This window comes from Streptomyces sp. NPDC028910 (assembly GCF_055564955.1).
This window is the reverse complement of record NZ_JBVHVF010000023.1, coordinates 64,784-87,442: the sequence shown is the minus strand read 5'-3', so window position 1 is coordinate 87,442 and position 22,659 is coordinate 64,784. Positions and strand designations below refer to the sequence as shown.

Here is a 22,659-nt window from a genome sequence, read left to right as displayed (position 1 = left end):
GGGCCGATCCCCATGGGCGGCGAAGTGGCACGCGAGGGCAGCCGGGCCGCGTCCCGGGGCGGTGCGGCCCGAGAGGTGACGGCCCGGAGCGGCCTGGTGGCACGCGGGGTGCTGTACGTACTCGTCGGCGTGCTAGCGGTCCGTGTGGCGTCCGGCGGCGGTGGCCCGGAGGCGGACCGCGAGGGCGCGCTGGCGGAGCTCGCGGAGAAGCCCTTCGGTGCTTTCCTCGTGTGGGCCGTCGGGATCGGACTCGTCTGCATGATGCTGTGGCGGCTGTCGGAGGCCGTGTTCGGCGCGGCCGGCCCTGACGGCGACAAGGCCTCCAGACGGCTCGCGTCGGCGGCCCGGGCCGTGTTCTACGCGGTCGTGGCGTTCTCGGTACTGTCCTTCGCGGCCGGATCCGGTGGCGGGCGGTCCAGCGATGAGCAGTCGCGCGACGTGACGTCGAAGGTGCTGGACCTGCCCGGCGGCCCGTGGTGGGTGGGTGCGGCGGGGGCGGCGATCGCCGTCGCGGGCGTGGTGATCGCGGTACAGGCGGCCCGGCGTACGTTCCGCAAGCACCTGGCCCTGGACCGGGTGCCGGAGGGCGTCCGCAAGGCGGTCGAGTTCCTGGGCGTCACCGGCGGCGTGGCGCGCGGCGCCGTCTTCACGGCGGGCGGCGCCTTCATCGTCTACGCCGCGGTGCGCTACGACCCGGCGAAGGCGCGGGGCATCGACGACACCCTTCGGGCGTTCACCGAGACCCCGGCGGGACCCTGGCTCCTCGTGGTGGTCGCCGCCGGGCTCATACTGTTCGGGCTGTTCTGCTGGGCGATGGCCTGCTGGCGCCGGGTCTGAGCGGCGCCGGGCGTGAGGAGCGCCGCGGTACCGAACGTCAGCCCTGCTCCGCGCTGGACAGAGCGTTGGTGACCAGTCGTGTGGCGTAGTCGCGGTCGCCTGTGAGCCGGTTGATGTGCTCCGCGAGCAGGAAGGCGGTGGCTTCCAGGGGGTTCATCTCGTCCTTGGTCCAGTCCCCGTACTGCTTGCGCCACAGGTTGGGGCTCAGGCCGGTACCTGCCGCGATGACCATGCCGGCCATGGTGGGGATGGTCTCGGGGCGGACGCTTCGGGGCATCGTCCGCATCGTGGCCACGAGGTCGGGCACCACGTACTCGAAGACGTCCTTGTCGTGTTCCTCGTACGCCTTCCGCAGCCACGTCATGAACATGTAGATGAGCGTGCACGCGCCGTCGAGCAGGTCATGGGCTCCCCTGGGCCCCAGGGACGCGATGAACTGGTCCGTCAACACCCGCTGCTCGGGGTCGACCTCGGTCTTGCCGTCGTAGACCGCTTTGAGTCGAGAGTCGATCACCATGAGCGCCCCACCCACATCGCCGGCCGGAGCGTACTGGGGGTCGTAGAACGATGTCACTGGATCCTCCCGGGTACCTGCGGCATGCGGCGCCGCATGTCCGTACGGTAGGCCTGCCGATCAGGCGGGGTACGGCAAATCCCGAGGAAGGCTTCCGACGAAGACGGGCTTGAGGTGCTTCTCGGGCAGGGCGTCGGGGAGTTGCTCCCAGTCGAGGACGTGGGAGACGACCCGTTCGGGTGCGACGGCGCCGGATGCGGCGAGGTCGAGGGCGTCGGGGATGTGGCTGCGGACGTTGTCGCGGGCGATGCGGAGGGTGACGCCGGTGAGGTACATGTCGAGGAGCGGCAGTTCGCCGGGGCGGAAGTGGTTGCCGGCCGATTCGCAGATGCCTTCGGGCGCGAGGGACTTGACGGCGAGGGTGAGCTGGTCGACGCGGCCGGTGGCCTCGACGGCCAGGTCGAAGCCGTGCCGGACCGGCTCGATCGCCTCGGCGGTGCGGGCGCCGAAGCCCTCGGCGAGCTTGCGGTGCTCGGGGTCGGGGTCGACGTAGAGGACGTCGGAGGCGCCGAGGGCGCGGGCGATGTCGCAGACGTACAGGCCGATGCTGCCCCGGGCCACGACCAGCACCCGGGCGCCGGGCCGGGCCTTCAGGTGGGGCGCGACCAGGCGCCAGGACAGCGACCAGTTGTCGCTGGCCGAGGCCATCGCGACCGGGTCGAGGCCGGCCGGCAGCGGGACCAGCATGGCGTCCGCGTAGGGAACGCGTACCAGGTCGGAGAAGAGGCCGCCCCAGCTGCCGCCGATCGGCGCGCCGTACATCGCCATGTGCGGGACCGAGGTGCAGTGGGCAGTGAGCCCGGTGCGGCAGTGGTGGCAGGTGCCGCAGCTGATGGACCAGGGCACGACGACGAGGTCACCCGGAGCCACGCTGGTCACGTCGTCGCCGACGTCGGTGACGCGGGCGACGCACTCGTGCCCGAGGGCGAACGGCGGATCGATGCTGTACGGAATGTGCGGCTGCCGCCGCGTGGCATGCCCGGCCAGGATCGCGGAGTCCACGTCGCAGGAGGTCGCGGCGACCGGCGCGACGATCGCTTCCCCGGCGGACCGCACCTGGGGTTCGGGCGCCTCGCGCCACTCGACGGTGTGCCGTGCGACGTACGTCAGCTCACGCATCGGCCTGCTCCTTGTCCTGCCGCGCCAGGGAGACCAGGTCGGCATGGCGGATGACGGACCTGCCCGCGCCCCAGGTTCCGTCGGGCTGCTCGTGTACGAGCACCCACACCCGCAGCGCGTCGTCCGGAGCGAGGCCGGCGGCCGTCAGTACCGTCTTCGTCGCGTCCTGGACCAGGCCGGCCTTGCGCCGCTCGGACAGCGCCCCCTCCGGGACCGTCACCTCCACGAGAAGGCGGGGAGCGTCGTCCTCGGCCGTGGTCTGGGCGCCTTCGGGCAGCTCGACGAGGTGGGTCCACGCCTGGGCACGGAAGAAGGCGGCGTCGGGAGCCCCCTCCCAGCGCAGCAGCACGGCCGCGAGGTCGCGCTGAACGGTGGTGCGGCCCTCCTCGGTGAGGGCACCGGCAGGCACGGTCAAGCGGATCATGGGCATGGCAGCTCCTATGACGATCGTTATAATCCTCGGTCACGGTAGACTATGACGGCCGTTATAGCCAGAGGGGAGTGAACGGGTGACCAAGAGCAGTACGCCGTCGCGCGAGCGGATCGTGGCCGGCGCCGCCGACATGATCAGCCGGCGTGGCCTGAGCGCCACGAGCATCCGGGAGATGGCCAAGCACGCCAAGGCGCCGCTCGGCTCGACGTACCACTACTTCCCCGAGGGCAAGCAGCAACTGGCCACGGAGGCCGTCCGATTCACGGGTGAGTGGGTGGCCCGCAGTCTGCGCAAGGAACTGGAGGCGGGCCCGGCCGCAGGGCTGCGGGCGTTCCTCGCCCTGTGGCGGAAGATCGTCGTCGAGAGCGACTTCCACGCCGGCTGCCCCGTCCTGGCGGTGGCCATCGAGGAGCCGCCGGCCGGCGAGATCCCGCCCGCCCTGGCCGCCGCGGCCGAGGTCTTCGAGCAGTGGGAGACCCTGCTGGCCGCCTCCTTGCGGGCACACGGCGCCGAAGCCGAGCAGGCCGCGCAGCTCGCGACGCTCGTCGTCGCCGCCGTCGAGGGCACGGTGGCCATGTGCCGCGCCAAGCGCAGCACCCAGCCCCTCGATCACGCCGCCGAACAACTCCAGGCCCTCATCGCCAGCGCCACGCGGAACTGACCGGCTGCGACGCCTTCATCCGGTCCACGCCGGGGCGGCCGCCGCACCGGCAGGGTCGCGGGAGATCTTCTGGCGGGCGGCGCGGAGGGCGGTGGTCGCGCACGGGGCTCGCCGGATCCGGTATGGCGCCCGTAGGGGCGGAGTGTGCTGGTGGTGACCTGCGCGCGGACGCGGTAGTCCCGCTTGAAGCGGCGAGCCGGCCGACCCGGCCGTCATGGGCACCACGGGCGTCACGGGCACCGAGCGAGTGGGCCCTTGCAGTCGATGCCGCGCAGGCGGACGACGCAGACGTTGACGCGCGCAGACCGGCGCGACCGTGCCCACGCCGCCGGTGCGTCCACCCCTCATCGGCCGGGTGGACGCAGGCGGCTGGGATCACGCGCCGAGTGCGGCGCGCCCTTGCGCTGGAACCGTCAGGCGTGGACCTTATCCAGGCGGCCGGGCTCGCAGCCAACGACGCGACCATGGCGATCCTCGCGAGCGCCTGACCCGCCGGTGCAGGCCTCCACACATGAAAGCCGTCCCGGTGGCACGGGGAGGCCAGCGGGACGGCTTCATTCACTTGGCGAGGGACGGCCATCCCGTTGGCCATGGAGAACCGGCATCAGCTGGTGCGGTCGTCGCCGTCCGCGATGCCGTACAGCTCTCGTTCATAGCCGAGTTGGTGGAGAACCCGGGCCGCTTGGGTCCTGGTCCGAAGCGAGCTTGCGCATCTCCCGCCGACGTTCCCGCTGCTGCTGGGCGTGTTCCCGTATGCTTACGCGCCGTTCATTCGGCGACGTCGACGTGGAAGTTCTCGGCGGGCTGGTCTGCCTTGTCCTCCTTTGGCAGACCAAGGTCACCGCACTGGTTGGCGGGCGCTGACAACGGCACGGCCACCAACAGCGCCTGGACGATTCCGCCGGAACGGTCCATGCTGCCCATCGTGCGGTGGCCGGACGCGTTCGAGCAGGTGTTGTCGTGGGCGCTGTTCCCGGCGCCGATCACCGTGGTCGCCGATACCGGGCCGGCCCCGGCCCCCGCCGCGAGGACCACCCCAGACATCACGAGCGCCACACGTCGGCCTCTGGCGTCGAACAGCATCGCGCTCCAGCTCCTCGATTCGAAGGACTTCCACGCCAAGCCAACGAGAGAAACGGTGGGTGGTCACCTGATCCGCCCACGTCTGCGAGTCGGCGCTCGAAGCTCTGATGGCGCTTCTCTGCCGAGAAATCGACCGGGCCGCCGCTCGGCCCACCGCGGGGAGGTGAGGGGCTCTCGCGCAGGGGTGCGGGTGACCGCCGTTGAGCCAGCGAACGAGTAGCTCGTCCTCCCCCGCGAGGTGCGGCTCCACGTACGCCGCGACCAGCAGTGCCCGCCCACCCGCGACCACACCCTCGCCGAGCGGTCGAAGAACCACCGGTCCCCGCCGGCACCTACTGCGGGCAGATCACGCAGGCGTACAGGTCGGGCCGCGTCAGCCGACCGGCGGCAGGTCCTGCAGGGCCGGGTGCGGCGCGATGCCGTGCTGGACGTCGGTCGCGAGGGTGCGGGCCTGGGCTCCGTCGCCCTGGTAGGACGGATAGTCCGTGTAGCCGGCCTGTCCTCCGCCGTAGAACGTGGCCGGATCGGCCTCGGCCAGGGGCAGGTTCTCCCGGTAGCGGCGGACCAGATCCGGGTTGGCCAGGAACGGTGTGCCGAAGGCGACCAGGTCGGCGTGCCCGGTGTGTACCGCTGCCTGGGCGCGCGCGAGGTCGTAGCCGTTGTTGGCGATGAACGCACCGGCGAACCTGTTCCGCAGCGCGCGGTAGTCGAGGGAGGCGGTCTTCGTCATCATGTCGCCCTCCAGGACATGCGCGTACGCCAGACCGCGCGGACTCAGCTGCCCCAGGAAGTACTCGAAGTGGCCTTGCGGATCGGAGTCCGACATCGAGTTGAAGCTGTTCTCCGGCGTCAGGCGCACCCCCACCCGCTCGGCGGGCCACTGGGTGCACACGGCGTCGAGGACCTCGTTCAGCAAGCGCATGCGGTTGGCCGCGCTGCCGCCGTACGCATCGCTGCGGTGGTTGGTCCCGTCGCGCAGGAACTGGTCGATCAGGTAGCCGTTGCCGCCGTGGACCTCGATGCCGTCGAAGCCCGCCTGCCCGGCCAGCTCGGCGGCGCGGCGGAACTGGGTGACGATTCCCGGCAGCTCGCCGAGTTCGAGCGCGCGGGGAGTCACGAAGTCCTGCGGCCCGGCGTACGTGACGGCCTGGCCAGCGGGTGCGAGCGCGGAGGGGGCGACAGGCGCCTGCCCGTCCAGCAGGCTCGGATGGGAGACGCGGCCACAGTGCTGCAGCTGGACGAAGATGCGGCCGCCTCCCTCGTGGACCGCGTCGGTCAGGCGCCGCCAGCTCGCCGCGTGGGCGTCGGTGTGAAGGCCGGGGGTGAAGGGGTAGCCCACTCCCTGGGACGAGATGGTGGTGGACTCCGCGATGATCAGGCCCGCGGTGGCGCGCTGCTGGTAGTGGGCGGCCATCAGCGGGGGAACGCATCCGTCCGCCTGGGCTCGGTTGCGGGTCATCGGCGCCATCACCATCCGGTTGGCGAGTGTGAGGCCGCCCAGGTCGAACGGCGCGAACAAGTCGAGGGGCATGCGGAGCTCCAGCGTTGCGGCGAAGATCGTAGGACAGTCGTCCTAGAGCGCCGTCACGCTAGGTCGCCCGCAGCAGCGGTGTCAACGGCTTGACGACCTAGGACAGTTGACCTACGTTGTGGGCTCTAGGTCGGCTGTCCTACGACGGAAGGGGATCACCGTGACTGCAGTGGCGACCCGTGAACAGATCGTGGCGGCGGCCGACAGGCTCTTCTACCGCCACGGTTACGAGCACACCTCGTTCGCGGACATCGCCGGAGCCGTCGGACTGTCGCGGGGCAACTTCTACTACCACTTCAAGTCCAAGGACGCGATCCTGGACGCGGTGATCGACGCCCGCCTGGCCGACACCCGCCGGATGCTGGAGCAGTGGGAGGCCGAGGCACCCACCCCGGCCGGCCGCATCATGCGGTACGTCGAGATCGTGCTGACCAACCGCGCCGACATCCAGAACTACGGCTGCCCCGTGGGCACCTTGACCACGGAGCTGGCCAAGCTGGAGCACGCCATGCTCGGCCAGGCCGGCCGCCTGTTCGCCCTGTTCCGGACCTGGCTCCGCGAGCAGTTCGCGGTGCTCGGGCCAGCTGAGCAGGCCGACGAGCTGGCGATGCACGTGCTCGCCTTCAGCCAGGGCGTCGCCGTCATGGCCAGCGCCTTCCGCGACGAGGCGTTCATCCAGCGCGAAGTCGACCGGATGCGCGACTGGCTGCACACCTACGAGAAATGAGAGAGCGCATGTTCGTGGTCCTGCTTCGGTTCTCCGACAACAAGGCCGCCGCCGGCCAGCAGATGGCCGGCCATCAGGAGTGGATCAAGCGCGGCCTGGACGACGGGGTCTTCTTGCTGGTCGGCAGCATCCAGCCGGGCCTGGGCGGCGCGGTCCTCGCCCACAACACCTCGCCCGAGGAGCTGTACAAGCGCGTCGACGACGATCCGTTCGTCGCCCAGGACGTCGTCACGGCGGAAATCATCGAGATCGCGCCCGGGATGGCGGACGAGCGGCTGAGCTTCCTGCTGTGACGGCGCTCTTCCTCGGCCCCGACGGCGCGCCGCGCTGCCTGTGGAGCGGAGCCGCCGCGGAGTTCCTCGCCTACACGACACCGACCAGTCCGGGCTCAGCTGGCGCACGATCCTGGCCGAGCGCGAGAACTTCCGCACCGCCTTCGCGGGCTTCGAGATCCCGGCCGTCGCCCGATTCGACCAGCGCGACGTCGAGCGCCTCCTGGGTGACGCGGACATCGTGCGGCACCGCGGGCCGGCCGCCGGGCGTGGTCGTGTCCAGGCGCTCGTGCAGCGAGCAGAAGCCGACCTCGCGGCGCCGGAGCTCACCGACCATGTTCACCAGGTCCTTGAGCGAGTGGCCGTAGCGGTCAAGCGCGGGCACCACCAGGGTGTCGCCGGACTGCAGGAAGGCGTGGCACGCCTTGAGTTCTGGGCGCAGGTCGTCCTCACCGGACTTCTTGTCGGCGAGGATGCGCCGGCACCCCGCCGCCGTGAGGACGTCGTCGCCGGCCAAACAGCCAACCGCAGGCGGCTGGGCAGCCGTGGCGGCCGCCCAGCCGGCCTTCGATCGCGTGGCTGCGTAGGGCTGGTATGGGCAAGCGCGAGGATCCGAGCGTGCCCGAAGGGCCGCTTCGCCAGTGTGTGCTGTACCGGACCCTCCGCGGAGACGCCCACGGGCTGCACCACGTGGTGCCGCTACAGGCGCTCCCGTAACTCGCTGACCAAGCCGATCGCGCGGCCTGGTCACTCGTTACGGCAAGACCGCCACCATGTCACCTAGTGCTGTGACCCGGTGAACCTTTCCGGTCACAGCACTAGAGACGGACCGTCCAGTCGACGGTGGAGCGCAGCGTACGGATGACCTTCGGGTCGCGCACCGACGGCGTGCGGTCCTCGGCCGTGACCGACAGTCGGTGCGTGCGGAGGTCGAACAGCCACAGCTCCGCGACCGACACCTCGGTGCGCCCCTCGAAGCGCTTGAGCTCCCTGCCGTCGAGGTACCAGCGGACCACCAGTTGCCGGCCGTCCGCCCCGGCTAGCCTCGGTACGGCCGCCTTCGCCGTGTGGCGCGCCCGCAGGGTGCGGTCGGTCGGGGTGAGCGGGGTGGCGATGCGCGCGTGCTGGTAGAACCCGGCGATCATCGACTCGACGCCGGGCAGGTTGAAGGGCTTGCCCAGCACCCGCATGAGCGAGTTGTCGGTGGGCCGGTACAGCCCGGTCACGAAGTAGTTGCCGCCCTCGTACGCGCCGACCGCGCCGCCGTCGGGTGACTCCTCGCCGAGCCAGCGGTACCACTTGGCCCGCTGCGCGGCCATCCGGTCGGCGGGCAGGGCGGAGCTGTTGGATTCGGCCGGTTCGGGGCCGGTGTACTTCTCGTAGTCCGGGACGCCCGGGTAGAAGTACTCGTCGGCGAGCTTGCCCAGCGAGTGGCCGGTCTCGTGGATGGCGACCTGGCCGGACTTCGCATGGCCCGCCGAGGCCGTCGATATCCCCTCGTAACCGAGGGTGGCGCTGGGCTCGTTGTATCCCGCTCCGCCGTACTTGGCGCTGTTGGCCAGGACGATCACCAGGTCGGCCTCCGGCGCCTTCGCCACGTACGAGTCGACCTTGGGCTGGTCGATGCAGAGCAGCCGCTCGATGTCCCCGCACCAGAAGTACGAGCCGAGGGCGGTGTCGCGGACGGTGGCCCGGTCGGGGTCGCCGGAGACTCCGGAGTCGCGGGAGACCGCGTCGACCGTCCAGACGTTGAAGAGGTTCCGGTACGTGGTGTACGGCTCGACGGCCGTCACCTCGGCCCATTTCTGCTCGGCGTCGGTGTGGAACCGCGCCAGCTCCTCGGCGGTGTAGCCGTCACCGATGAAGACGACGTCGAGGCGGTCGGCGGTGGGGCCGTTGTCGATCATCTTGGTGACCTCGCCGTCGGCCGCCCGTTCGGCCTCGGAGAGCCGGCCCGCGCTCTTCGAGGGGCTGCCGGCGGCCGGCACCCGGGCATGGCCGGATCCGGCGTCGCCGCCGTGCTCCGGGCCCGGTATCTCCACCTCGACCCGGGTCCCGGCCGGCGGCGCGCCGACCGTACCGACCGCGCCGGCGGGCCCGGCCGCCGCCAGCGCGGCGGTCGCGCAGACCATCGCGATGGCCGCACGCAGCGCGGTACGGATGGCCGGACGTCTGACTAGACGTCTGACTGGACGCATGAAGTCCTCCCCCTGGAAAGGAAGTTAAGCGGCTTGATAAGCACACTGAAGCGGTTGCTTAAACTAGGTGGCGCACGAGGCGTGCGCAATGGCCTGTTCCCCCTGAATACTGGGGAGTTCGAGCAACCAGGGGGATTCCATGGACGAACCGGCCCGGATCGGCCGCAGGGTTCAGCGCATGCGCAGTGAACTCGGCCTAACGCAGAGACAGTTGGCGGATCCCGCCTACACCTCGGCCTATATCTCCACCCTGGAGTCGGGCAAGGTCCGCCCCTCCGAGACCGCCCTGCGCTTCCTCGCCGCACGCCTGGGCACCTCGTACGAGGAGCTGGCCACCGGCCGCCCCGCCCACCTGGCCACCGAGCTGCGGCTCGCCCTCACCGACGCCCAGCAGACGCTCGCCACGGGCGCGGCCGACGAGGCAGCCGTGCGCTACCGGCGACTGCTCGCCGAGGCGGAGGAACTCGGGCTCGTCCCCGAGCAGGCGGAGGCGCGGCTCGGGCTCGGCGAATGCGCGCTGGAGTCCGGCGAACTGCCGGACGCGATCGGCCACTTCGAGGCGGCCGAGCGCCTCCTGGCCGACGAGCCGCTACCCCGCCGCGCCCGGCCGATCCGCGGCCGCGCCGTCGCGCACCTGCTCGCCGGCGAGCTGCGCTACGCCTGCTATCTCCTCGAATCCACCATCGACGAGCTGGGCGCGTGCGGGCTGGCCGATCCCGATGCGCTGGTACTGCTCCACGCCGCGGTCATCGGGCCGTACATCGACATGGGCGCCCACGCCCGCGCCGCCCGCGCCGCCGAGCTCGCGCTGGCGCTGGCTCCGCAGGTCAGCGACCCGGCGTTGGTGGCGGGCATGCACCGGCAGGTGGCCCGGACCTTCCTCGCCGAGGGGCGGGTGGCGGACGCCGACGCCTCCCTCGCCAAGGCCCAGGCGATATACGGCCAGTTGCGGTTGCGGACCGACCTGGCGCACTGCCACTGGATGCGCGGGTACGTACAGGCGCAGAACGGTGAACTCACCTCGGCCGAGAAGGAGTTGCGCACGGCCCGGGACATGCTGTCGGCCCGGCGCGCCGGTCTCTACACGGCCCAGGTGGAGGTCGAGCTGGCCGACGTACTGCGGCGGCTCGGCCGGCACGAGGAAGCCGCCGGGCTGCTCTCGGCCCTGCTGGAACTGGGGGACAGCCACGGCGCCGTGCACGCGGGCGGCGCGCACCGGCTCCTCGGCCTGATGGCCGAGGAGCGCGGTGAGACCGAGGCCGCCGAGGAGCACTACGTCCAGGCGCTGGCGCTGCTGGAGCGCAGCGGGGCGACGGGCGACCTCGCCGATCTGTGCCGGCTGCTGGGTGACCTGCTGCGGCGGACGGGCCGGGTGGAGGCGGCCATGGACGCGTACCGCACGGGCCTGGGCCACCGGGCGGCGCCGGGCACCACCACCCTGGGCCCCGCGCCCGCCGCGCCCGTGTTCCCGCCCGCCCCGGTCAGTGGTTCTCGGTCGGGCGCAGGTCCCGCGGAATGAGCGCCCAGGTCGTGGCCGCCGCGGCGACCGCGAGGCCGCCGGCCATGAGGAACGCCGGGGTGATCGCCAGCGTGTAGGCGTGCGAGGCGGTGTCGAGGAGCGCCTGGCCGACGGCGCCGCCCAGCCGCTCGGCGGTGTGGGCGGCTTCGCCTACGGAGCCGCGTACCGCCTCGGCGGCCGGACCGTCCAGGTCGAGGGCGGGGAGGTTCCCGCGGTAGAGGGCCGCGGCGGTGGAGCCGAGGACGGCGACGCCCATGGCCGAGCCGAGCTCGTAGCAGGTCTCCTCGATGGCGGCGGCGCTGGAGACCTCGGCCGCGGGCGCGGCGGAGACCAGGGTCACCGAGGCCACGGTGGTCGCGATGCCGGCGCCCAGGCCCATCACGGTCAGGGCGGCCGCGAACGCCGGGTAGCCGAGGTCGGTGAACTGCTGGAAGGTCCAGGGCAGGGCCATGCCGACGGCCAGGACGACCAGTCCGGCGCCGAGCACGTGGCGGATGGCGAAGCGCTGCATCAGCGAGGGCGCCACCATCGAGGCGGCGATCAGCGCGAGCGGGGCCGGGAGGAGCCGCAGTCCGGCCTCCAGCGGGGTGTAGCCCTCGCCGTACTGGAACCACTGGGTGACCAGGAACAGGATCGCGCCCATGCCCACCATGGGCAGGAAGATCGCGGTGGCCGCGACGCTGAAGGCGGGCTCGGCGAAGAGCCGCACCTGCAGCAGCGGGTTGTCCAGGCGCAGCTGGCGGCGTACGAAGACGGTCAGCAGGACGGCGGCGACGAGGAGCAGGGCCCAGGGCAGCGGGTCGGCGATGCCGCTCTTGCCGAGCTGCTTGATGCCGCCCGCGAGGGCGAGCATGCCGACGACGGACTGGCCGACGCCCCACCAGTCCCACCTGCCGGCGCTGCGCGGGGAGCGCGATTCGGGCAGGTAGCGCAGGCCGGCCGCGACGATGACGGCGGCGACGGGGAGGTTGAGGAGGAAGGCGGAGTGCCAGCCGTAGTCCTGGACCAGGAGCCCGCCGACGACCGGTCCGAAGGCCATGCCGCCGCCGAAGACGGCCGCCCAGACCGCGAGCGCGAAGGCGCGCTCCTTGGCGTCGGTGAAGACGGTGCGCAGGATCGACACGGTGGACGGCATGATGGCCGCGCCGCCGATGCCGAGCAGGGCGCGGGCCGCGATCACGTGCCAGGCCTCGGTCGAGAACACGGCTATGAGCGAGGCCAGCGAGAAGATGCCGAAGCCCGCCATGAGCAGCCGTTTGCGCCCCCAGCGGTCACCGAGCGCACCGGCGGTGACCAGCAGGCCGGACAGGGCGAGCGCGTAGACGTCGATGATCCACAGCTGCTGCACGGCGCCCGGCTGAAGGTCGCCGACGAGGGAGGGGAAGGCCACGTTGAGGATCGTGGTGTCCATGGATATGAGCAGGAGGCTGCCGGAGAGGATCGCCAGGACGATCCACCTGCGGGGGTCCAGCGCGGGGGTGGGCATGAGGTTCCGTTCAGGGTCTGTGCGCGGTGGAGGGCGGATCAGGGTGCGGGAGTCCCGGCGGGGGGCCGCTGCGCGGGCCGCGTCCCGCCGAGGAAGGACGTCAGGACGAGGTGGCCGATCTGGCGGGGGGCGAGGTGGCCGTCGCGCACGCCTTCGGCGGCCGCGTCCAGCAGGCCCCAGAGCGAGTACCAGATCCAGTACGGCGGCAGGTCCGCGCGCAGCCGCCCCAGCCGCTGGCCCAGGGCGAGGAAGGCCAGGGCCCGCTGGTCCTGCCGGTCGACGCCGGCCCGGAACTCCGGATCCGCGAGCACGGTGGCATCCCGCGAGGTGAAGCCGTAGAGGTGCGCGGCGGGCATCAGGGCGAGGACCAGTTCCTCGAGTGCGGCGTCGAAGGCGGCCCCGTCGGCGTTCTGGGCCAGGTCGAGCGGGGCCAGGCACCCGTCGACCACCTCGATCGCCCGGACGGCGACGGCCTTCAGCAGGGCTTCCCGGGTCGCGTAACGACGGCTGAGCGTGGCGCGGCTGGTCCCGATGCCGGCGGCGATCTGCACCATCGAGGCGCTGTGGTCGCCGGCGAGGACGCGCGCGGCGCCGTCCAGCAGTTCTTCTTCCCGCACCATGGTGAGCCTCCTTCGCCTCGAACGATACAAGATTGTCTCACGCGAGGCAAAACCGACCCACTGCGGCGCCCCACCGGCCTGGGACAGGGCTCGGCTATTGGTAATGGAAACCATTGCCATATACTGCTGTCATGGCACGCAACGAAGTACGCCCGATCGTCAAGCTCCGCTCCACCGCAGGCACCGGTTACACCTACGTCACCCGCAAGAACCGGCGGAACGACCCCGACCGGATGGTGCTGCGCAAGTTCGACCCGGTGGTCCGCCGCCACGTCGACTTCCGCGAAGAGCGCTGATCCGCCCCACCGCCACGCCCCGAAGGACATCGCCATGAAGCCCGGAATCCACCCCGCCTACGGCCCCGTCGTCTTCCGCGACAAGGCCGCCGACTTCGCCTTCCTGACCCGCTCGACCGCCACCAGCGAGAAGACGGTGGAGTGGGAGGACGGCAATACCTACCCCGTCATCGACGTCGAGATCTCCTCGCAGAGCCACCCCTTCTACACCGGCACCGCCCGCGTCCTGGACACCGCCGGCCGCGTCGAGCGCTTCCAGCGCCGGTACGGGAGCAAGCCGTGACCCTGCCCGTCGTCATCGTCGGCGGGCTCCACTCCGACGCCCGCCGGAGCGCGGTGCGGGAACTGCTGGCCACCGTGCCCGGCAGTGTCGCCCTGCACCACGACCTCTCCACCGCGGCCGAGGGCACCGTACGGCGCCTGGTGCGCGACGCCTCGGGCGAGTTGTCCCGGGACGAGACCCCGCTCGTCAACGACTGCGCCTGCTGCGCGCTGCGCGAGGACCTCGTCCCGGAACTGGTCCGGCTGGCCGACAGCGGCATGACCCGGCTGGCCGTCGTCGAACTGTGGGACTCCGTCGAGCCGCGCGCGATGGCCGAGGTGGTCGACGCCCACGGCGGCGACGCGCTGGAGCTCACCAATGTGATCACCGCCGTCGACCCCGCCCTCGTCCTGCCGTACCTCGCCAACGGGGACGACCTGGCCGAGGCGGGGCTCGCCGCGGCCGCCGCCGACCAGCGGACCGTCGGTGACACCTGGGCGCGGCAGCTGGAGTACGCCCCTGTCCTCGCGCTCGTCGACAGCGCGGACGCGGACGACGAGGACCGTGCGCTGCTGGCCCAGCTCCACCCGACCGCTCGCCGGGTGGACACCGGGTCCGGTGAGCTGGCGCGGCTCGCCTTCGCCGGATTCGACACGGAGGCGGCGGCCGCCGCCCAGCATCCGGCCTGTGCGCTCCTGCCCCAGGAGGCGGACGAGGCCGGAGTGGCCACTCTCGTCTGGCACCGCCACCGCCCCTTCCACCCGGAGCGGCTCTACCAGGCGCTGGAGGACCTCGCCTGCGCGGCCGCCCGCAGCCGGGGCCGCTTCTGGCTCGCCGACCGTCCCGACACCCTGCTGGCCTGGGACGCCGCGGGCGGCGCGCTCTGCGTGGAGAACAGCGGGCCGTGGCTGGCGTCGCTCCCGGACGCCGCGTGGGAGATGGTCCCTCCCGTCCGCAGGGCGGCCGCCGCCCTGGGCTGGCATCCCGAGCACGGCGACTGCTGCCAGCACCTGGTCTTCACCTCGCCCGGCCTCGACCGCGAGGGGCTGGCGCAGCTCCTGGAGTCGTGCCTGCTGACCGACGCCGAATTCGCCGCTGGGCGGGAGGCGTGGAAGCGCCTGCCGACCGCCTTCGGCGCCCTCCTCGATCCCGTCTCGTAACCAAGGAATCCGCATGGCTCGCCGTACCGACGCCCGTAAGCCCGTCAAGGCCCGTCCCAACCCGCTGGACGCCGCCAAGATCACGCACATCGACTACAAGGACACCGATCTGCTGCGGAAGTTCATCTCCGACCGCGGCAAGATCCGCAGCCGCCGCGTCACGCGGGTCAGCGCCCAGCAGCAGCGCCGGCTCGCCGCGGCGATCAAGAACGCCCGCGAGATGGCCCTGCTGCCCTACGCGGCGCGGTGAGCGGATCCCGGCGGTGCGGCCGGGGCCGGGCCGCACCGCCGGCGTCCGTGCCTGAGCCGCCGGGCAAGCCTTATTCGCCGGCGGTACGGGCGCGGGCCCCCGAGCGGGTGCGGCCCGCGGTCTGGGCACGCTGCGGGTGGCGGCGTACGTACTCGTGCTCCAGCTCGTTCATCCGCTTCGTGTGGGTGACCAGGGCGTCGTCGGACCCGTGCAACAGGGTCTCGTGGCGCGTGCGGTGGATGGCCTCCAGCTCCTTGAGCAGCCGGCCTTCCTCCAGATCCCGCGCCGACGGGCCGCTGTCGTGCTCGGTCATGGCACCTGCACCTCCTCCGCCGGGCGGGCGGGACGCACGTGGCCTTCGTTCCCGGCCACTCCATCATCCTCCGCGCCGCGTCCTACGTCCTCGTCAGCCGCCGAGTCCCTGACGTTCGCCGTGGACGGTCGCCCCGCGGAAGGCGTCCGGGATTAGTAGACAGTGTCTACTCGCCCTGGTAGACAGGGGCCATGGACCAGGAGAGCCCGCTTCGGGAGCGGCTGATCGACATCGGCGTGGAGCTCGTCACGAGCGAGGACAGCGGCGCCCTGGGGCTGCGGGAGATCGCCCGCCGGGCGGGCGTCTCGCACGGGGCGCCCCGCCGGTACTTCCCCACCCACCACTCCCTGCTGTCGGCGATCGCCCGGCGCGGCTTCGCGGATCTCGGCGCGCGGTTCGCGGCCGCGGCGGCCGGGGCGGGGTCCCCGTCCGAGTCCCCGTCCCCGTCCCCGTCCCCGCGGGAGCAGGTACGGGCGCTGGGGCGCGCGTACGTCGGCTATGCGCTGGAGCACCGCGGGATGTTCGAGCTGATGTTCCGCCACGACCTGCTGGACAGCGCGGATCGAGGGCCCTCGGAGGGGCCGCCGTTGCGGGAGTCGACGCTCCCCCTGTTCGAACTCCTCGTCGCGCTGGTCTCCCGCTGCGGGGCCGCCGAGCCCGCCGTCACCGCCGCCGCGCTCTGGGCCAACCTGCACGGCGTGGTCCAGTTGTGGCGGTGGGGCAGTCTGCCGCTGGTCCTCGGCGACGACGGGGCCGCCCGGACCGACCGGGCCGACGGCGTCGACGCCGTCGAACGGCTCGTCGACGCCGCCGTCGACGCGCACCTCGGCCCGGTCCGCGCGTGAGGCGGCGGATCTCACTCCTCGTCAGCGTGTCCGGCGCCGTGATCGTCGCTCTGGACGGCACCGTGCTGACCGTGGCGCAGCCGAGTCTGCGGCGCGACCTCGGGGCGAGCGTGGCGCAGGTCCAGTGGACCAGCACCGCCTACCTGCTCGCGGTGGCCGCCTTCCTGGTCGTCGCCGGGCGGCTCGGCGACCGGTACGGACACCCCCGGCTGCTCTTCGTCGGGGTGCTCGGCTTCGCCGCGGCCTCGGCCGGCATCGTGTACGCCCCCGGCGTGGGCTGGGTGATCGCCCTGCGGGCCGCGCAGGGCGTGTTCGGCGCACTGCTCCAGCCCGCGACGCTGGCGCTGCTGAGGCTGGCGTACCCGCCCGACCGGCTCTCCACGCCGGTCGCCGTGCGGACCGGCGCGATCGGGGTGGCCGCGGCGGCCGGACCGCTGTTGGGGGGCGTGCTGGTCGCGCAGTGCGGCTGGCGGGCCGTCTTCGTGGTCAATGTGCCGGTCGCCCTGGTGATCGCCGCGCTGACGCTGGCCGTACGGGCGCCCGCGCCGCCGCGTACGGAGCGCGGGCGGCTGGAGCTCACCGGTGCGGCCCTGCTGGCGACGGCCCTCGCGGTGTTCGTGCACGCGCTGGTCGGCGTACCGGCCTACGGGTGGACCGCCGCGCCGACGGTGCTCGGCTTCGGCGCCGCCGCCGGGCTCGCGGCCCTGTTCGTACGCCGCGAACGGCGGGCCGCGCTGCCGCTCGTTCCGCCGGCCGTGGCCCGGACGACAGCGGTGACGGCCTCGATGGCACTGCTGCTGGTCGTCTCCGCGGGCATGTTCGGGGCGCTGTTCACGGCCACCTTCCGGCTCCAGGACGTCCAGGGGCTGGACCCGCTCGCCACCGGCCTGCGCGTGCTGCCGCTGACCGCGCTGATGGTCGCGGGGGCGCCGGTGGCGGGCCTGGCGCTGCGCCGGTACGGGCCGCGACGGACCGCGCTCACCGGTACGGGGCTGGTGGTCGCCGGGATCGCGGGGCTGGGCTCCGCGTCCGGGGTGGCCTTCGCGGTGCTGGGCGCCGGCTTCACCACCGTCATGGTCACGGCCACCGGGGCCGTGGTGGGCGAGGCCCCGGCGGGGTACGCCGGGGTGGTCGGCGGGCTCAAGCAGACGGCCATGAACGTTGGTCCGGCCCTCGGGATCGCGGTCGCCGCGGGCGCCGGGGCGCAGGGCCCGTCGCTGGTGGCCCTGGCCGCGCTGGCCGCCGTAGGGCTGGTGGCGGCGTCACTGCTGCCCGGCGGCGCGCGCCCGGCAGCTGCGGGCGACCTCCTCGGCGAAGACGAGGGCCGGCGGGGCGAGGGCGGCCCAGCGGCGGACCGCCCAGCCGACCGCGAGGGGCGGCAGGGCGGGGATGGGCACGAGGCGCAGCGGGCCGTCGGCGCCGGGGACCCGCCAGCCGGGCAGCGCGGGCACGACGGCGTGTCCCAGGCCTAGTTCGGAAAGCAACAGGGCGGTGTCCCAGTCGGCCACGCTGGTGTCGGAGCGTACGCGGATGCCGGACTCGGCGAAGGCGGCGTCGAGGTGGGCGCGGGAGGCCGAATTCTCCGGCAGCCGGATGTGGCGGATACCGGCGAGGTCGGCGGGGTCGATGCGGGGGCGGGCGGCGAGGGGGTCGTCGGCGCCGACCGCGAGCACCCAGGGCAGTTCCATGACGGGGCGCTGTTCGATGCCGCGGACCGGGCCGCCGATGGTGATCCAGGCGAGGTCGAGGTCGTCGGCGGCGAGGGCGTCGAAGCAGCTGCGGCTGGAGTTCTCGGTCTGGAACTCCAAGGTCACCTCCGGGTGGCGGCGGCGGAAGGTGACCACGGCCTCGGACATGAAGTGCCGCACGGTCGTGGCGCCGGTGGTGACGCGCACCGAGCCGCCCCCTCCCCGTACGAGGTCGTCCACACGGCGCAGGGCGCCGTCGAGACCGGCGATGCCGTCGGCCGCGGCCGCTTGGAGGACGCGGCCGGCCTCGGTGGGGACGACTCCGCGGGCGTGGCGCTCCAGGAGGCTCGCGCCGGTCTGCTTCTCCAGGCGGCGGACGTGCTGGCTGACGGCGGACTGGGTGCAGCCGAGGTCGCGGGCGACGGCGCTGAGGCTGCCGGCGCGACAGACGGCCACGAACACACGGAGATCGTCGAGGGTCATGGGGCCCAAGCTATCGCTTCGAGGCGGAGAGGAAAGCGGAGGATTGACTTGGGTGTTGGGTGGGATCAAGATCGGTGCAGGGCCCGGGCGGCAACCCGGTCCCAGCCTTCGCCACGGGGTCCGGACCCCTGGTGCGGGCGGGGACGGGTGCCGACCCACCACCACGATCAGGAGGCACGCCGGTGTCGGATCGCGCCGTCGCATGGTTGCGGGAGCTCGGTGCGGAGGATCTCGCCCATCCGGGTGGGACCCTCCTCGCGCACCTGGAACGCGTAGAGGCGCTGCTGGGGTCTTGGGGTGCGCGGCCGGCGCTCCGGCGGGCGGGTCTGTGCCACGCGTTCTACGGGACGGACGGATTCGGCACCGCCCTGCTGCCGCTCGCCCGGCGGGCCGAACTGGCGGCGGTGGTCGGCGGGGAGGCCGAGGGGATCGTGTACCTCTACGCCGCCTGCGACCGGGCGGCGTCGTATCCGACGCTCGCCCTTGAGGAGGCGGCCTTCCGGGACCGGTTCACCGGCCGTGTCCACTCCCCCGCCGTGGAGCTGCGACGGGACCTCGCCGAGCTGTCGGCGGCCAACGAGCTCGACCTCGCGCGGATCGATCCCGGCTTCCGTCGGGCGTGGGGAAGCGAACTCCTCGCCCTGTTCGGCCGGTTCCGGGGTCTGCTGAGCGAGCCGGCCTGGCGGGAGTGCCAGGCCGTGCTCGGCGACCGGCCGATCAGGGGGTGAAGGTCCAGCGCTGGGCCGGGGTGTTGTGGAGCGGGGCCGGGCGGCCGGTGAGGGTGATCTCGGCGGCGCTGGTCCAGGGGCCGCGGTCGCCGGCCTCGGTCAGGGCTTTGAGGCGGAGGTAACGGCCGGTCTTCGGGGAGAGGGCGGCGCTCTGGGCGGCCGCGGTGTCGGCGAAGGTGCCGGCGGCGACCGGTGGGCCCCAGTCGGCGGTGGTGTCGGAGACGTAGACCTCGTAGCCGCCGATCCGGCCGTTGACGCCGCCGTCCTGGCGGGGCAGGTAGCCGAGGCCGTTCACGGCGTAGCGGGCGCCGAGGTCGATCTGGATCTCGTGCGGGAGCGGGGCGGGCTTCGCGGAGGACCAGGCGGTGTGCCACAGCGTGGCCGGATTCCCGTCGAAGGCGTTGGCGGCGGCGCCGTTCTCGCGGGCGGTCTCCTGGCTGTCGGTGTGGACCAGGGACCAGGCCGCCTGGGAGATCGGGGCGGCGGAGGGCAGCGCTGCGGCTGCGGGAACGCTGGTGCCGGTGGCCGCGACGGTGAAGGCACCCGACGTGGAACCGGTCTTGACCCAGAGCACTCCGGACCGGTCCGCCGGGTCGAAGAACCAGCCTGACGTGGCGGATTCGTAGGCGGCCTTGGAGGTCAGGCGCGCCGCGGGTGCCCCGTCCACCGTGAGGGCGGTGGGGGCGGAGGCCACGTGGAGGCTGAACTCGTAGTCCCGGGAGGCCGGTTTGCCGGCGTAGCTGCCGGTGGGGGCGCCCACGGCGACGGTGACCGTGCCGGAGCCGGTCGTCGGGGCGGTGACGTCGACCTGCTGGCGGGCGTAGGCGCCGGACTGGTGGGCGCGGGTGCGGCCGTCGTCCTCGTAGAGGCTGAAGGAGGAGGTGCCGCGCGGGTGGATGTCGTAGGTGAGGGTGGAGACGGGCTTCTCCCCGGTGTAGTTCATCTGCGGCCACATCGGCACGATGCCGCCGCCCTTCACGAAGAGCGGCAGGGTGTCGAGGGGTGCCTGATATCCGCTCAGCCAGCCCGGGCCCGCGTACGTCCGGCCGGTCCAGTAGTCCGTCCAGGTCCCGGCGGGGAGGTAGATGCCGTCCCGGACCGAGGTGTCGGAGACCACGGGCGCGACGAGGAGGGAGTCGCCGGCCATGAACTGGCCGCTGGTGAGGTTTCCGCGGGCCACCGGGTCGTCGGGGTACTCCAGGACCATGGCGCGGGTGCTGGGTACGCCGGTCTCGTGGGCGACGCGGCTCATCGTGTAGAGGTAGGGCATCAGCCGCATCTTGAGCTGGAGGTACTTGCGGTTGATGGAGAGGTACGGCTCGGCGAAGCGCCAGGGCTGCTTGTCCTGGTAGCCGGCGGAGGGGTTGGTGGCGCCCCAGCCGGACATGGTCATGAAGGCCGGGGTGAAGGCCTTCCACTGGAGGTCGCGGGTGTACGTCCTGGGACTGCCGCCGAAGATCCCGTCGATGTCGCCGGCGGCGTAGTTGAGGCCGGAGAGGCCCGCGCCGGTGATGGCGGGGACGTGCCAGCGCATGTCGTCCCAGGTGCCGTGGGTGTCGCCGGTCCAGACGACGGCGTTGCGCTGGGTGCCGGCCCATCCGTCGACCGTCCAGACGAAGCGGCGGGCGTCGGAGTTCTTCTCGATGCCGTCGACGGCCTGCCGCACTCCGTCGAAGGCGTACTTGTAGCCGCTGCCGATCCACGCCACGTCGGTCTTCACTCCCCGACTGCCGGCCGTGCCCACCTCGTCGGCGATGGAGCCGAGGCCGGTGGAGGTCCAGAGGCCGGTCTGGAAGCCCTTGGCCCTCAGGGCGTCCACCGTCGACTTGAGGGGCGCGGTGTAGCCGCAGCCGTAGCCGTCGTTGGGCAGGAACCAGCCCGAGGGCATGTCGGCGGCGCGGGCGTCGGCCGCGTAGCCGACGACGTCGGGGGTGGTCTGGTGGCGCGCCCGGTTGTGGTCACCCTGGTAGTCGGGGTTGGAGGCGTTGAAACAGTCGGCGTTGCCGAGCTCGAAGCCCCACATCGGCGCCATGAACGGCTTTCCGCTCACATCGGTGTAGGCGTCGAGCACGGATTTGAGGGAGTCGCCGGTGAAGTACCAGGCGTCGAAGCGCTTCTCGTCGTGGGTGAGGGTGGTGGGGGCGTTGAAGCCGTAGGAGCCGGGGGCCCAGGTGTTGCGCATGACGCCGTAGCCGTTGGTGGACATGTAGAAGGGGGCGGGGCTGGCGTTGTCGTTCTCGCGCCACTTGTTGTCGACGGCGATCGGGACGGTCTTGCCGCGGAGCGCCCATTCGCCCAGGCGCAGGCCGGTGCCGTAGAACTGCTCGTCCGCGCCCCGGGCCAGGTACTGGGTGGTCCGGGTGCCGGTCCAGCTCGTGGGCCGGGTCTCCTGCCAGACGGGGGTGGTGTTGTCGGCGCGGTAGACGGAGAACTGGAGGGGTGACTTGTTGACCCGGATGGAGAGGGCTCCGGTGGTGATCCGGTAGTAGGCGCCGGCGTCGGAGTAGCTCGTGGCCACGGAGCCGAAGTCGGTGGTGGTGGCGAGGTCGGAGCCGGCCGGGTCGTAGGTGAAGGCCCCGTCGGGCGAGAGCCAGAGGCGGAAGATGTCGGCGCGGGCGACGACCACGCGGGCCTTGGCTCCGCCGGAGGCCGTGACGGTGAAGGTGTTCCCGGACTGGGTGAAACCCGTGACGTTGCCCGCCGTGGCCGTGGCCCCGGCGGGGGCCGCGTTGGCCGGCGCGGCGAGCGGTCCGGCGACGGCGAGCCCGGCGACGGCGATGGCGGCGGCGAGCAGGGCGGCGGCCGGGCTGCGCCGGCGCCGACGCGCGGCGCGCGCCCGCCCGCCCGATAAGCCCCGGATCCGGCCTGGTTGACCTTGCCGGCCCGGCTGACCTCGATGGCCTTGGCGCGCTTGCCGGCCCTGGCTCCTGCGGATGCTGGGCAGTCTCATGGGGCAGCTCCTCGTGCGGTCCGGATCACGAACACAGCTCCTTGGCATGCTCCCGGCAAGATAGCGCCCCGACGCCTCTCAATGAAAGATGATGCTCGAAGCCGCGTTGCACCACGCATCTTTGAACATCGCTCAGCCGCTTGGCGAGGGGGATGGTGACGTCATCGGCCGGGGCCGGGTGATGACCGCGTTCGCGGATAGCCTCAGGTGCGCAGGCATGTGTGTGCCTGTGGCGGCGGCAGGGCATCGCGGCCGCCGTGCATCGGCTCCTGATATCGGATCAGGCCGCGGAGCGGATCACGCTGACGACGCGGCCGGGGGTGGGGTGACCGCCAGGATCGGCGGGGCCGGGGAGGACCAGTGGTGGCCGCAGGGGGTGAAGAGCAGGACCACCGGGCGGCCCGGGCGCTGGCGCCAGGAGATGCGGTCCGGTGCGGCGTTGCACACCGGACAGCAGGGCAGCGGGCCGGGATCCGGCGGGCACTCGGGGGCGGCCGCGAGCGGCGTGGAGTGCGGATCGCGCATGGAGGCTCCCTGGTCGTGCGGTTGGGCTCATCGCACTGTGCCATGGACGGGACCCTGTCCGCACGGGCGAATCATCCAGTGTTTTGGCTGGTCAGAGGT

Annotated in this window: 23 protein-coding genes and 3 pseudogenes; 13 read left to right on the top strand and 13 right to left on the bottom strand. The window is 72.5% G+C overall.

Translation table 11 applies throughout. The annotated features are described in order from the left end of the window. The first annotated feature begins 12 nt into the window (after positions 1 to 12). Positions 13 to 837, top strand: coding sequence for a DUF1206 domain-containing protein (locus ACZ4TV_RS25445; protein ID WP_468137185.1), 825 nt, complete (start codon positions 13 to 15; stop codon positions 835 to 837). 37 nt (positions 838 to 874) lie between these two features. On the opposite strand, the gene ACZ4TV_RS25440 is transcribed toward ACZ4TV_RS25445, so the two are convergent. The 3 genes from ACZ4TV_RS25440 to ACZ4TV_RS25430 are packed head-to-tail and all read right to left on the bottom strand — an operon-like array spanning position 875 to position 2,960. Next, a complete protein-coding gene (locus tag ACZ4TV_RS25440; RefSeq protein ID WP_468137184.1) occupies positions 875 to 1,411 on the bottom strand; it encodes a hypothetical protein in 537 nt (178 codons plus the stop codon). 60 nt (positions 1,412 to 1,471) lie between these two features. Beyond that, the gene (locus ACZ4TV_RS25435) at positions 1,472 to 2,530 is read right to left on the bottom strand and encodes a zinc-dependent alcohol dehydrogenase (RefSeq protein ID WP_468137183.1); all 1,059 of its coding nucleotides are present in this window, start codon (positions 2,528 to 2,530) and stop codon (positions 1,472 to 1,474) included. Continuing rightward, positions 2,523 to 2,960, bottom strand: a complete 438-nt coding sequence (locus ACZ4TV_RS25430) for a tautomerase family protein (protein WP_468137182.1) — start codon at positions 2,958 to 2,960, stop codon at positions 2,523 to 2,525. The genes ACZ4TV_RS25435 and ACZ4TV_RS25430 overlap by 8 nt, the downstream gene beginning before the upstream one ends. Positions 2,961 to 3,039: 79 nt before the next feature. Between ACZ4TV_RS25430 and ACZ4TV_RS25425 the strand changes: the two genes are divergently transcribed. Beyond that, on the top strand, positions 3,040 to 3,624 hold the full coding sequence (locus ACZ4TV_RS25425) for a TetR/AcrR family transcriptional regulator (RefSeq protein WP_468137181.1): 585 nt from the start codon (positions 3,040 to 3,042) through the stop codon (positions 3,622 to 3,624). A gap of 768 nt (positions 3,625 to 4,392) precedes the next feature. Here ACZ4TV_RS25425 and ACZ4TV_RS25420 read toward each other — a convergent pair. After that, positions 4,393 to 4,707: a hypothetical protein gene (locus ACZ4TV_RS25420; protein ID WP_468137180.1), complete on the bottom strand. Its 315-nt coding sequence runs from the start codon at positions 4,705 to 4,707 to the stop codon at positions 4,393 to 4,395. A 373-nt stretch (positions 4,708 to 5,080) separates the two neighbouring features. Next, positions 5,081 to 6,238 carry an alkene reductase gene (locus ACZ4TV_RS25415; RefSeq protein WP_468137179.1) on the bottom strand — a complete coding sequence of 386 codons (1,158 nt, stop codon included), beginning with the start codon at positions 6,236 to 6,238 and terminating at the stop codon, positions 5,081 to 5,083. 160 nt (positions 6,239 to 6,398) lie between these two features. Here ACZ4TV_RS25415 and ACZ4TV_RS25410 point away from each other — a divergent pair, with 160 nt between their 5' ends. From ACZ4TV_RS25410 to ACZ4TV_RS25400, 3 genes and pseudogenes are all read left to right on the top strand, one after another. Next, positions 6,399 to 6,965: a TetR/AcrR family transcriptional regulator gene (locus ACZ4TV_RS25410; protein WP_468137177.1), complete on the top strand. Its 567-nt coding sequence runs from the start codon at positions 6,399 to 6,401 to the stop codon at positions 6,963 to 6,965. Then, complete coding sequence (locus tag ACZ4TV_RS25405) at positions 6,962 to 7,258, top strand: YciI family protein (RefSeq protein ID WP_468137176.1); 297 nt, start codon at positions 6,962 to 6,964, stop codon at positions 7,256 to 7,258. The genes ACZ4TV_RS25410 and ACZ4TV_RS25405 overlap by 4 nt, the downstream gene beginning before the upstream one ends. Positions 7,259 to 7,298: 40 nt before the next feature. Further along, positions 7,299 to 7,502, top strand: a pseudogene (locus ACZ4TV_RS25400) (DNA-3-methyladenine glycosylase I); the annotation flags it as partial. 3 nt (positions 7,503 to 7,505) lie between these two features. On the opposite strand, the pseudogene ACZ4TV_RS25395 reads toward ACZ4TV_RS25400, so the two are convergent. Then, a pseudogene (locus ACZ4TV_RS25395) lies at positions 7,506 to 7,988 on the bottom strand (recombinase family protein); the annotation flags it as partial. Between the two features lie 67 nt (positions 7,989 to 8,055). Further along, the gene (locus ACZ4TV_RS25390; protein WP_468137175.1) at positions 8,056 to 9,435 is read right to left on the bottom strand and encodes a M64 family metallopeptidase; all 1,380 of its coding nucleotides are present in this window, start codon (positions 9,433 to 9,435) and stop codon (positions 8,056 to 8,058) included. A gap of 139 nt (positions 9,436 to 9,574) precedes the next feature. Between ACZ4TV_RS25390 and ACZ4TV_RS25385 the strand changes: the two genes are divergently transcribed. After that, complete coding sequence (locus tag ACZ4TV_RS25385) at positions 9,575 to 10,954, top strand: helix-turn-helix domain-containing protein (protein ID WP_468137173.1); 1,380 nt, start codon at positions 9,575 to 9,577, stop codon at positions 10,952 to 10,954. Here the strand turns inward: ACZ4TV_RS25385 and ACZ4TV_RS25380 are convergent. Continuing rightward, positions 10,917 to 12,440, bottom strand: coding sequence for an MFS transporter (locus ACZ4TV_RS25380; protein ID WP_468137171.1), 1,524 nt, complete (start codon positions 12,438 to 12,440; stop codon positions 10,917 to 10,919). The genes ACZ4TV_RS25385 and ACZ4TV_RS25380 overlap by 38 nt on opposite strands. Positions 12,441 to 12,478: 38 nt before the next feature. Next, positions 12,479 to 13,060, bottom strand: coding sequence for a TetR/AcrR family transcriptional regulator (locus ACZ4TV_RS25375; protein WP_468137169.1), 582 nt, complete (start codon positions 13,058 to 13,060; stop codon positions 12,479 to 12,481). A 131-nt stretch (positions 13,061 to 13,191) separates the two neighbouring features. On the opposite strand from ACZ4TV_RS25375, the gene rpmG reads away from it, so the two are divergent. From rpmG to rpsR, 4 genes are read left to right on the top strand one after another with little or no spacing between them, the layout of a single operon-like run. Further along, entirely contained in the window at positions 13,192 to 13,356 is a 165-nt protein-coding gene (rpmG, locus tag ACZ4TV_RS25370) for a 50S ribosomal protein L33 (protein ID WP_030162346.1), read from the top strand. Positions 13,357 to 13,390: 34 nt separating this feature from the next. Beyond that, positions 13,391 to 13,639, top strand: a complete 249-nt coding sequence (locus ACZ4TV_RS25365) for a type B 50S ribosomal protein L31 (RefSeq protein ID WP_468137167.1) — start codon at positions 13,391 to 13,393, stop codon at positions 13,637 to 13,639. Next, complete coding sequence (locus tag ACZ4TV_RS25360; RefSeq protein WP_468137166.1) at positions 13,636 to 14,778, top strand: CobW family GTP-binding protein; 1,143 nt, start codon at positions 13,636 to 13,638, stop codon at positions 14,776 to 14,778. Before ACZ4TV_RS25365 ends, ACZ4TV_RS25360 begins: the two co-directional genes overlap by 4 nt. Before the next feature lie 13 nt (positions 14,779 to 14,791). After that, a complete protein-coding gene (gene rpsR, locus ACZ4TV_RS25355) occupies positions 14,792 to 15,028 on the top strand; it encodes a 30S ribosomal protein S18 (protein WP_468137165.1) in 237 nt (78 codons plus the stop codon). A gap of 70 nt (positions 15,029 to 15,098) precedes the next feature. On the opposite strand, the gene ACZ4TV_RS25350 is transcribed toward rpsR, so the two are convergent. Then, positions 15,099 to 15,341: a DUF6158 family protein gene (locus tag ACZ4TV_RS25350; protein WP_468137164.1), complete on the bottom strand. Its 243-nt coding sequence runs from the start codon at positions 15,339 to 15,341 to the stop codon at positions 15,099 to 15,101. Between the two features lie 191 nt (positions 15,342 to 15,532). Between ACZ4TV_RS25350 and ACZ4TV_RS25345 the strand changes: the two genes are divergently transcribed. Together ACZ4TV_RS25345 and ACZ4TV_RS25340 are read left to right on the top strand one after the other, a co-directional pair. Next, positions 15,533 to 16,186, top strand: coding sequence for a TetR/AcrR family transcriptional regulator (locus tag ACZ4TV_RS25345; protein WP_468137163.1), 654 nt, complete (start codon positions 15,533 to 15,535; stop codon positions 16,184 to 16,186). Next, a pseudogene (locus ACZ4TV_RS25340) lies at positions 16,183 to 17,466 on the top strand (MFS transporter); the annotation flags it as partial. The gene ACZ4TV_RS25345 and the pseudogene ACZ4TV_RS25340, both read left to right, overlap by 4 nt. Here the strand turns inward: ACZ4TV_RS25340 and ACZ4TV_RS25335 are convergent. Further along, entirely contained in the window at positions 17,449 to 18,357 is a 909-nt protein-coding gene (locus tag ACZ4TV_RS25335; protein WP_468137162.1) for a LysR family transcriptional regulator, read from the bottom strand. The pseudogene ACZ4TV_RS25340 and the gene ACZ4TV_RS25335 sit on opposite strands and share 18 nt — an antisense overlap. A 182-nt stretch (positions 18,358 to 18,539) precedes the next feature. Between ACZ4TV_RS25335 and ACZ4TV_RS25330 the strand changes: the two genes are divergently transcribed. Further along, complete coding sequence (locus tag ACZ4TV_RS25330) at positions 18,540 to 19,085, top strand: DUF6817 domain-containing protein (protein WP_468137161.1); 546 nt, start codon at positions 18,540 to 18,542, stop codon at positions 19,083 to 19,085. Here ACZ4TV_RS25330 and ACZ4TV_RS25325 read toward each other — a convergent pair. Beyond that, positions 19,075 to 22,035, bottom strand: coding sequence for a TIM-barrel domain-containing protein (locus ACZ4TV_RS25325; RefSeq protein WP_468137160.1), 2,961 nt, complete (start codon positions 22,033 to 22,035; stop codon positions 19,075 to 19,077). The genes ACZ4TV_RS25330 and ACZ4TV_RS25325 overlap by 11 nt on opposite strands. A gap of 297 nt (positions 22,036 to 22,332) precedes the next feature. Next, complete coding sequence (locus ACZ4TV_RS25320) at positions 22,333 to 22,560, bottom strand: hypothetical protein (protein WP_468137159.1); 228 nt, start codon at positions 22,558 to 22,560, stop codon at positions 22,333 to 22,335. Positions 22,561 to 22,659: the final 99 nt, after the last annotated feature.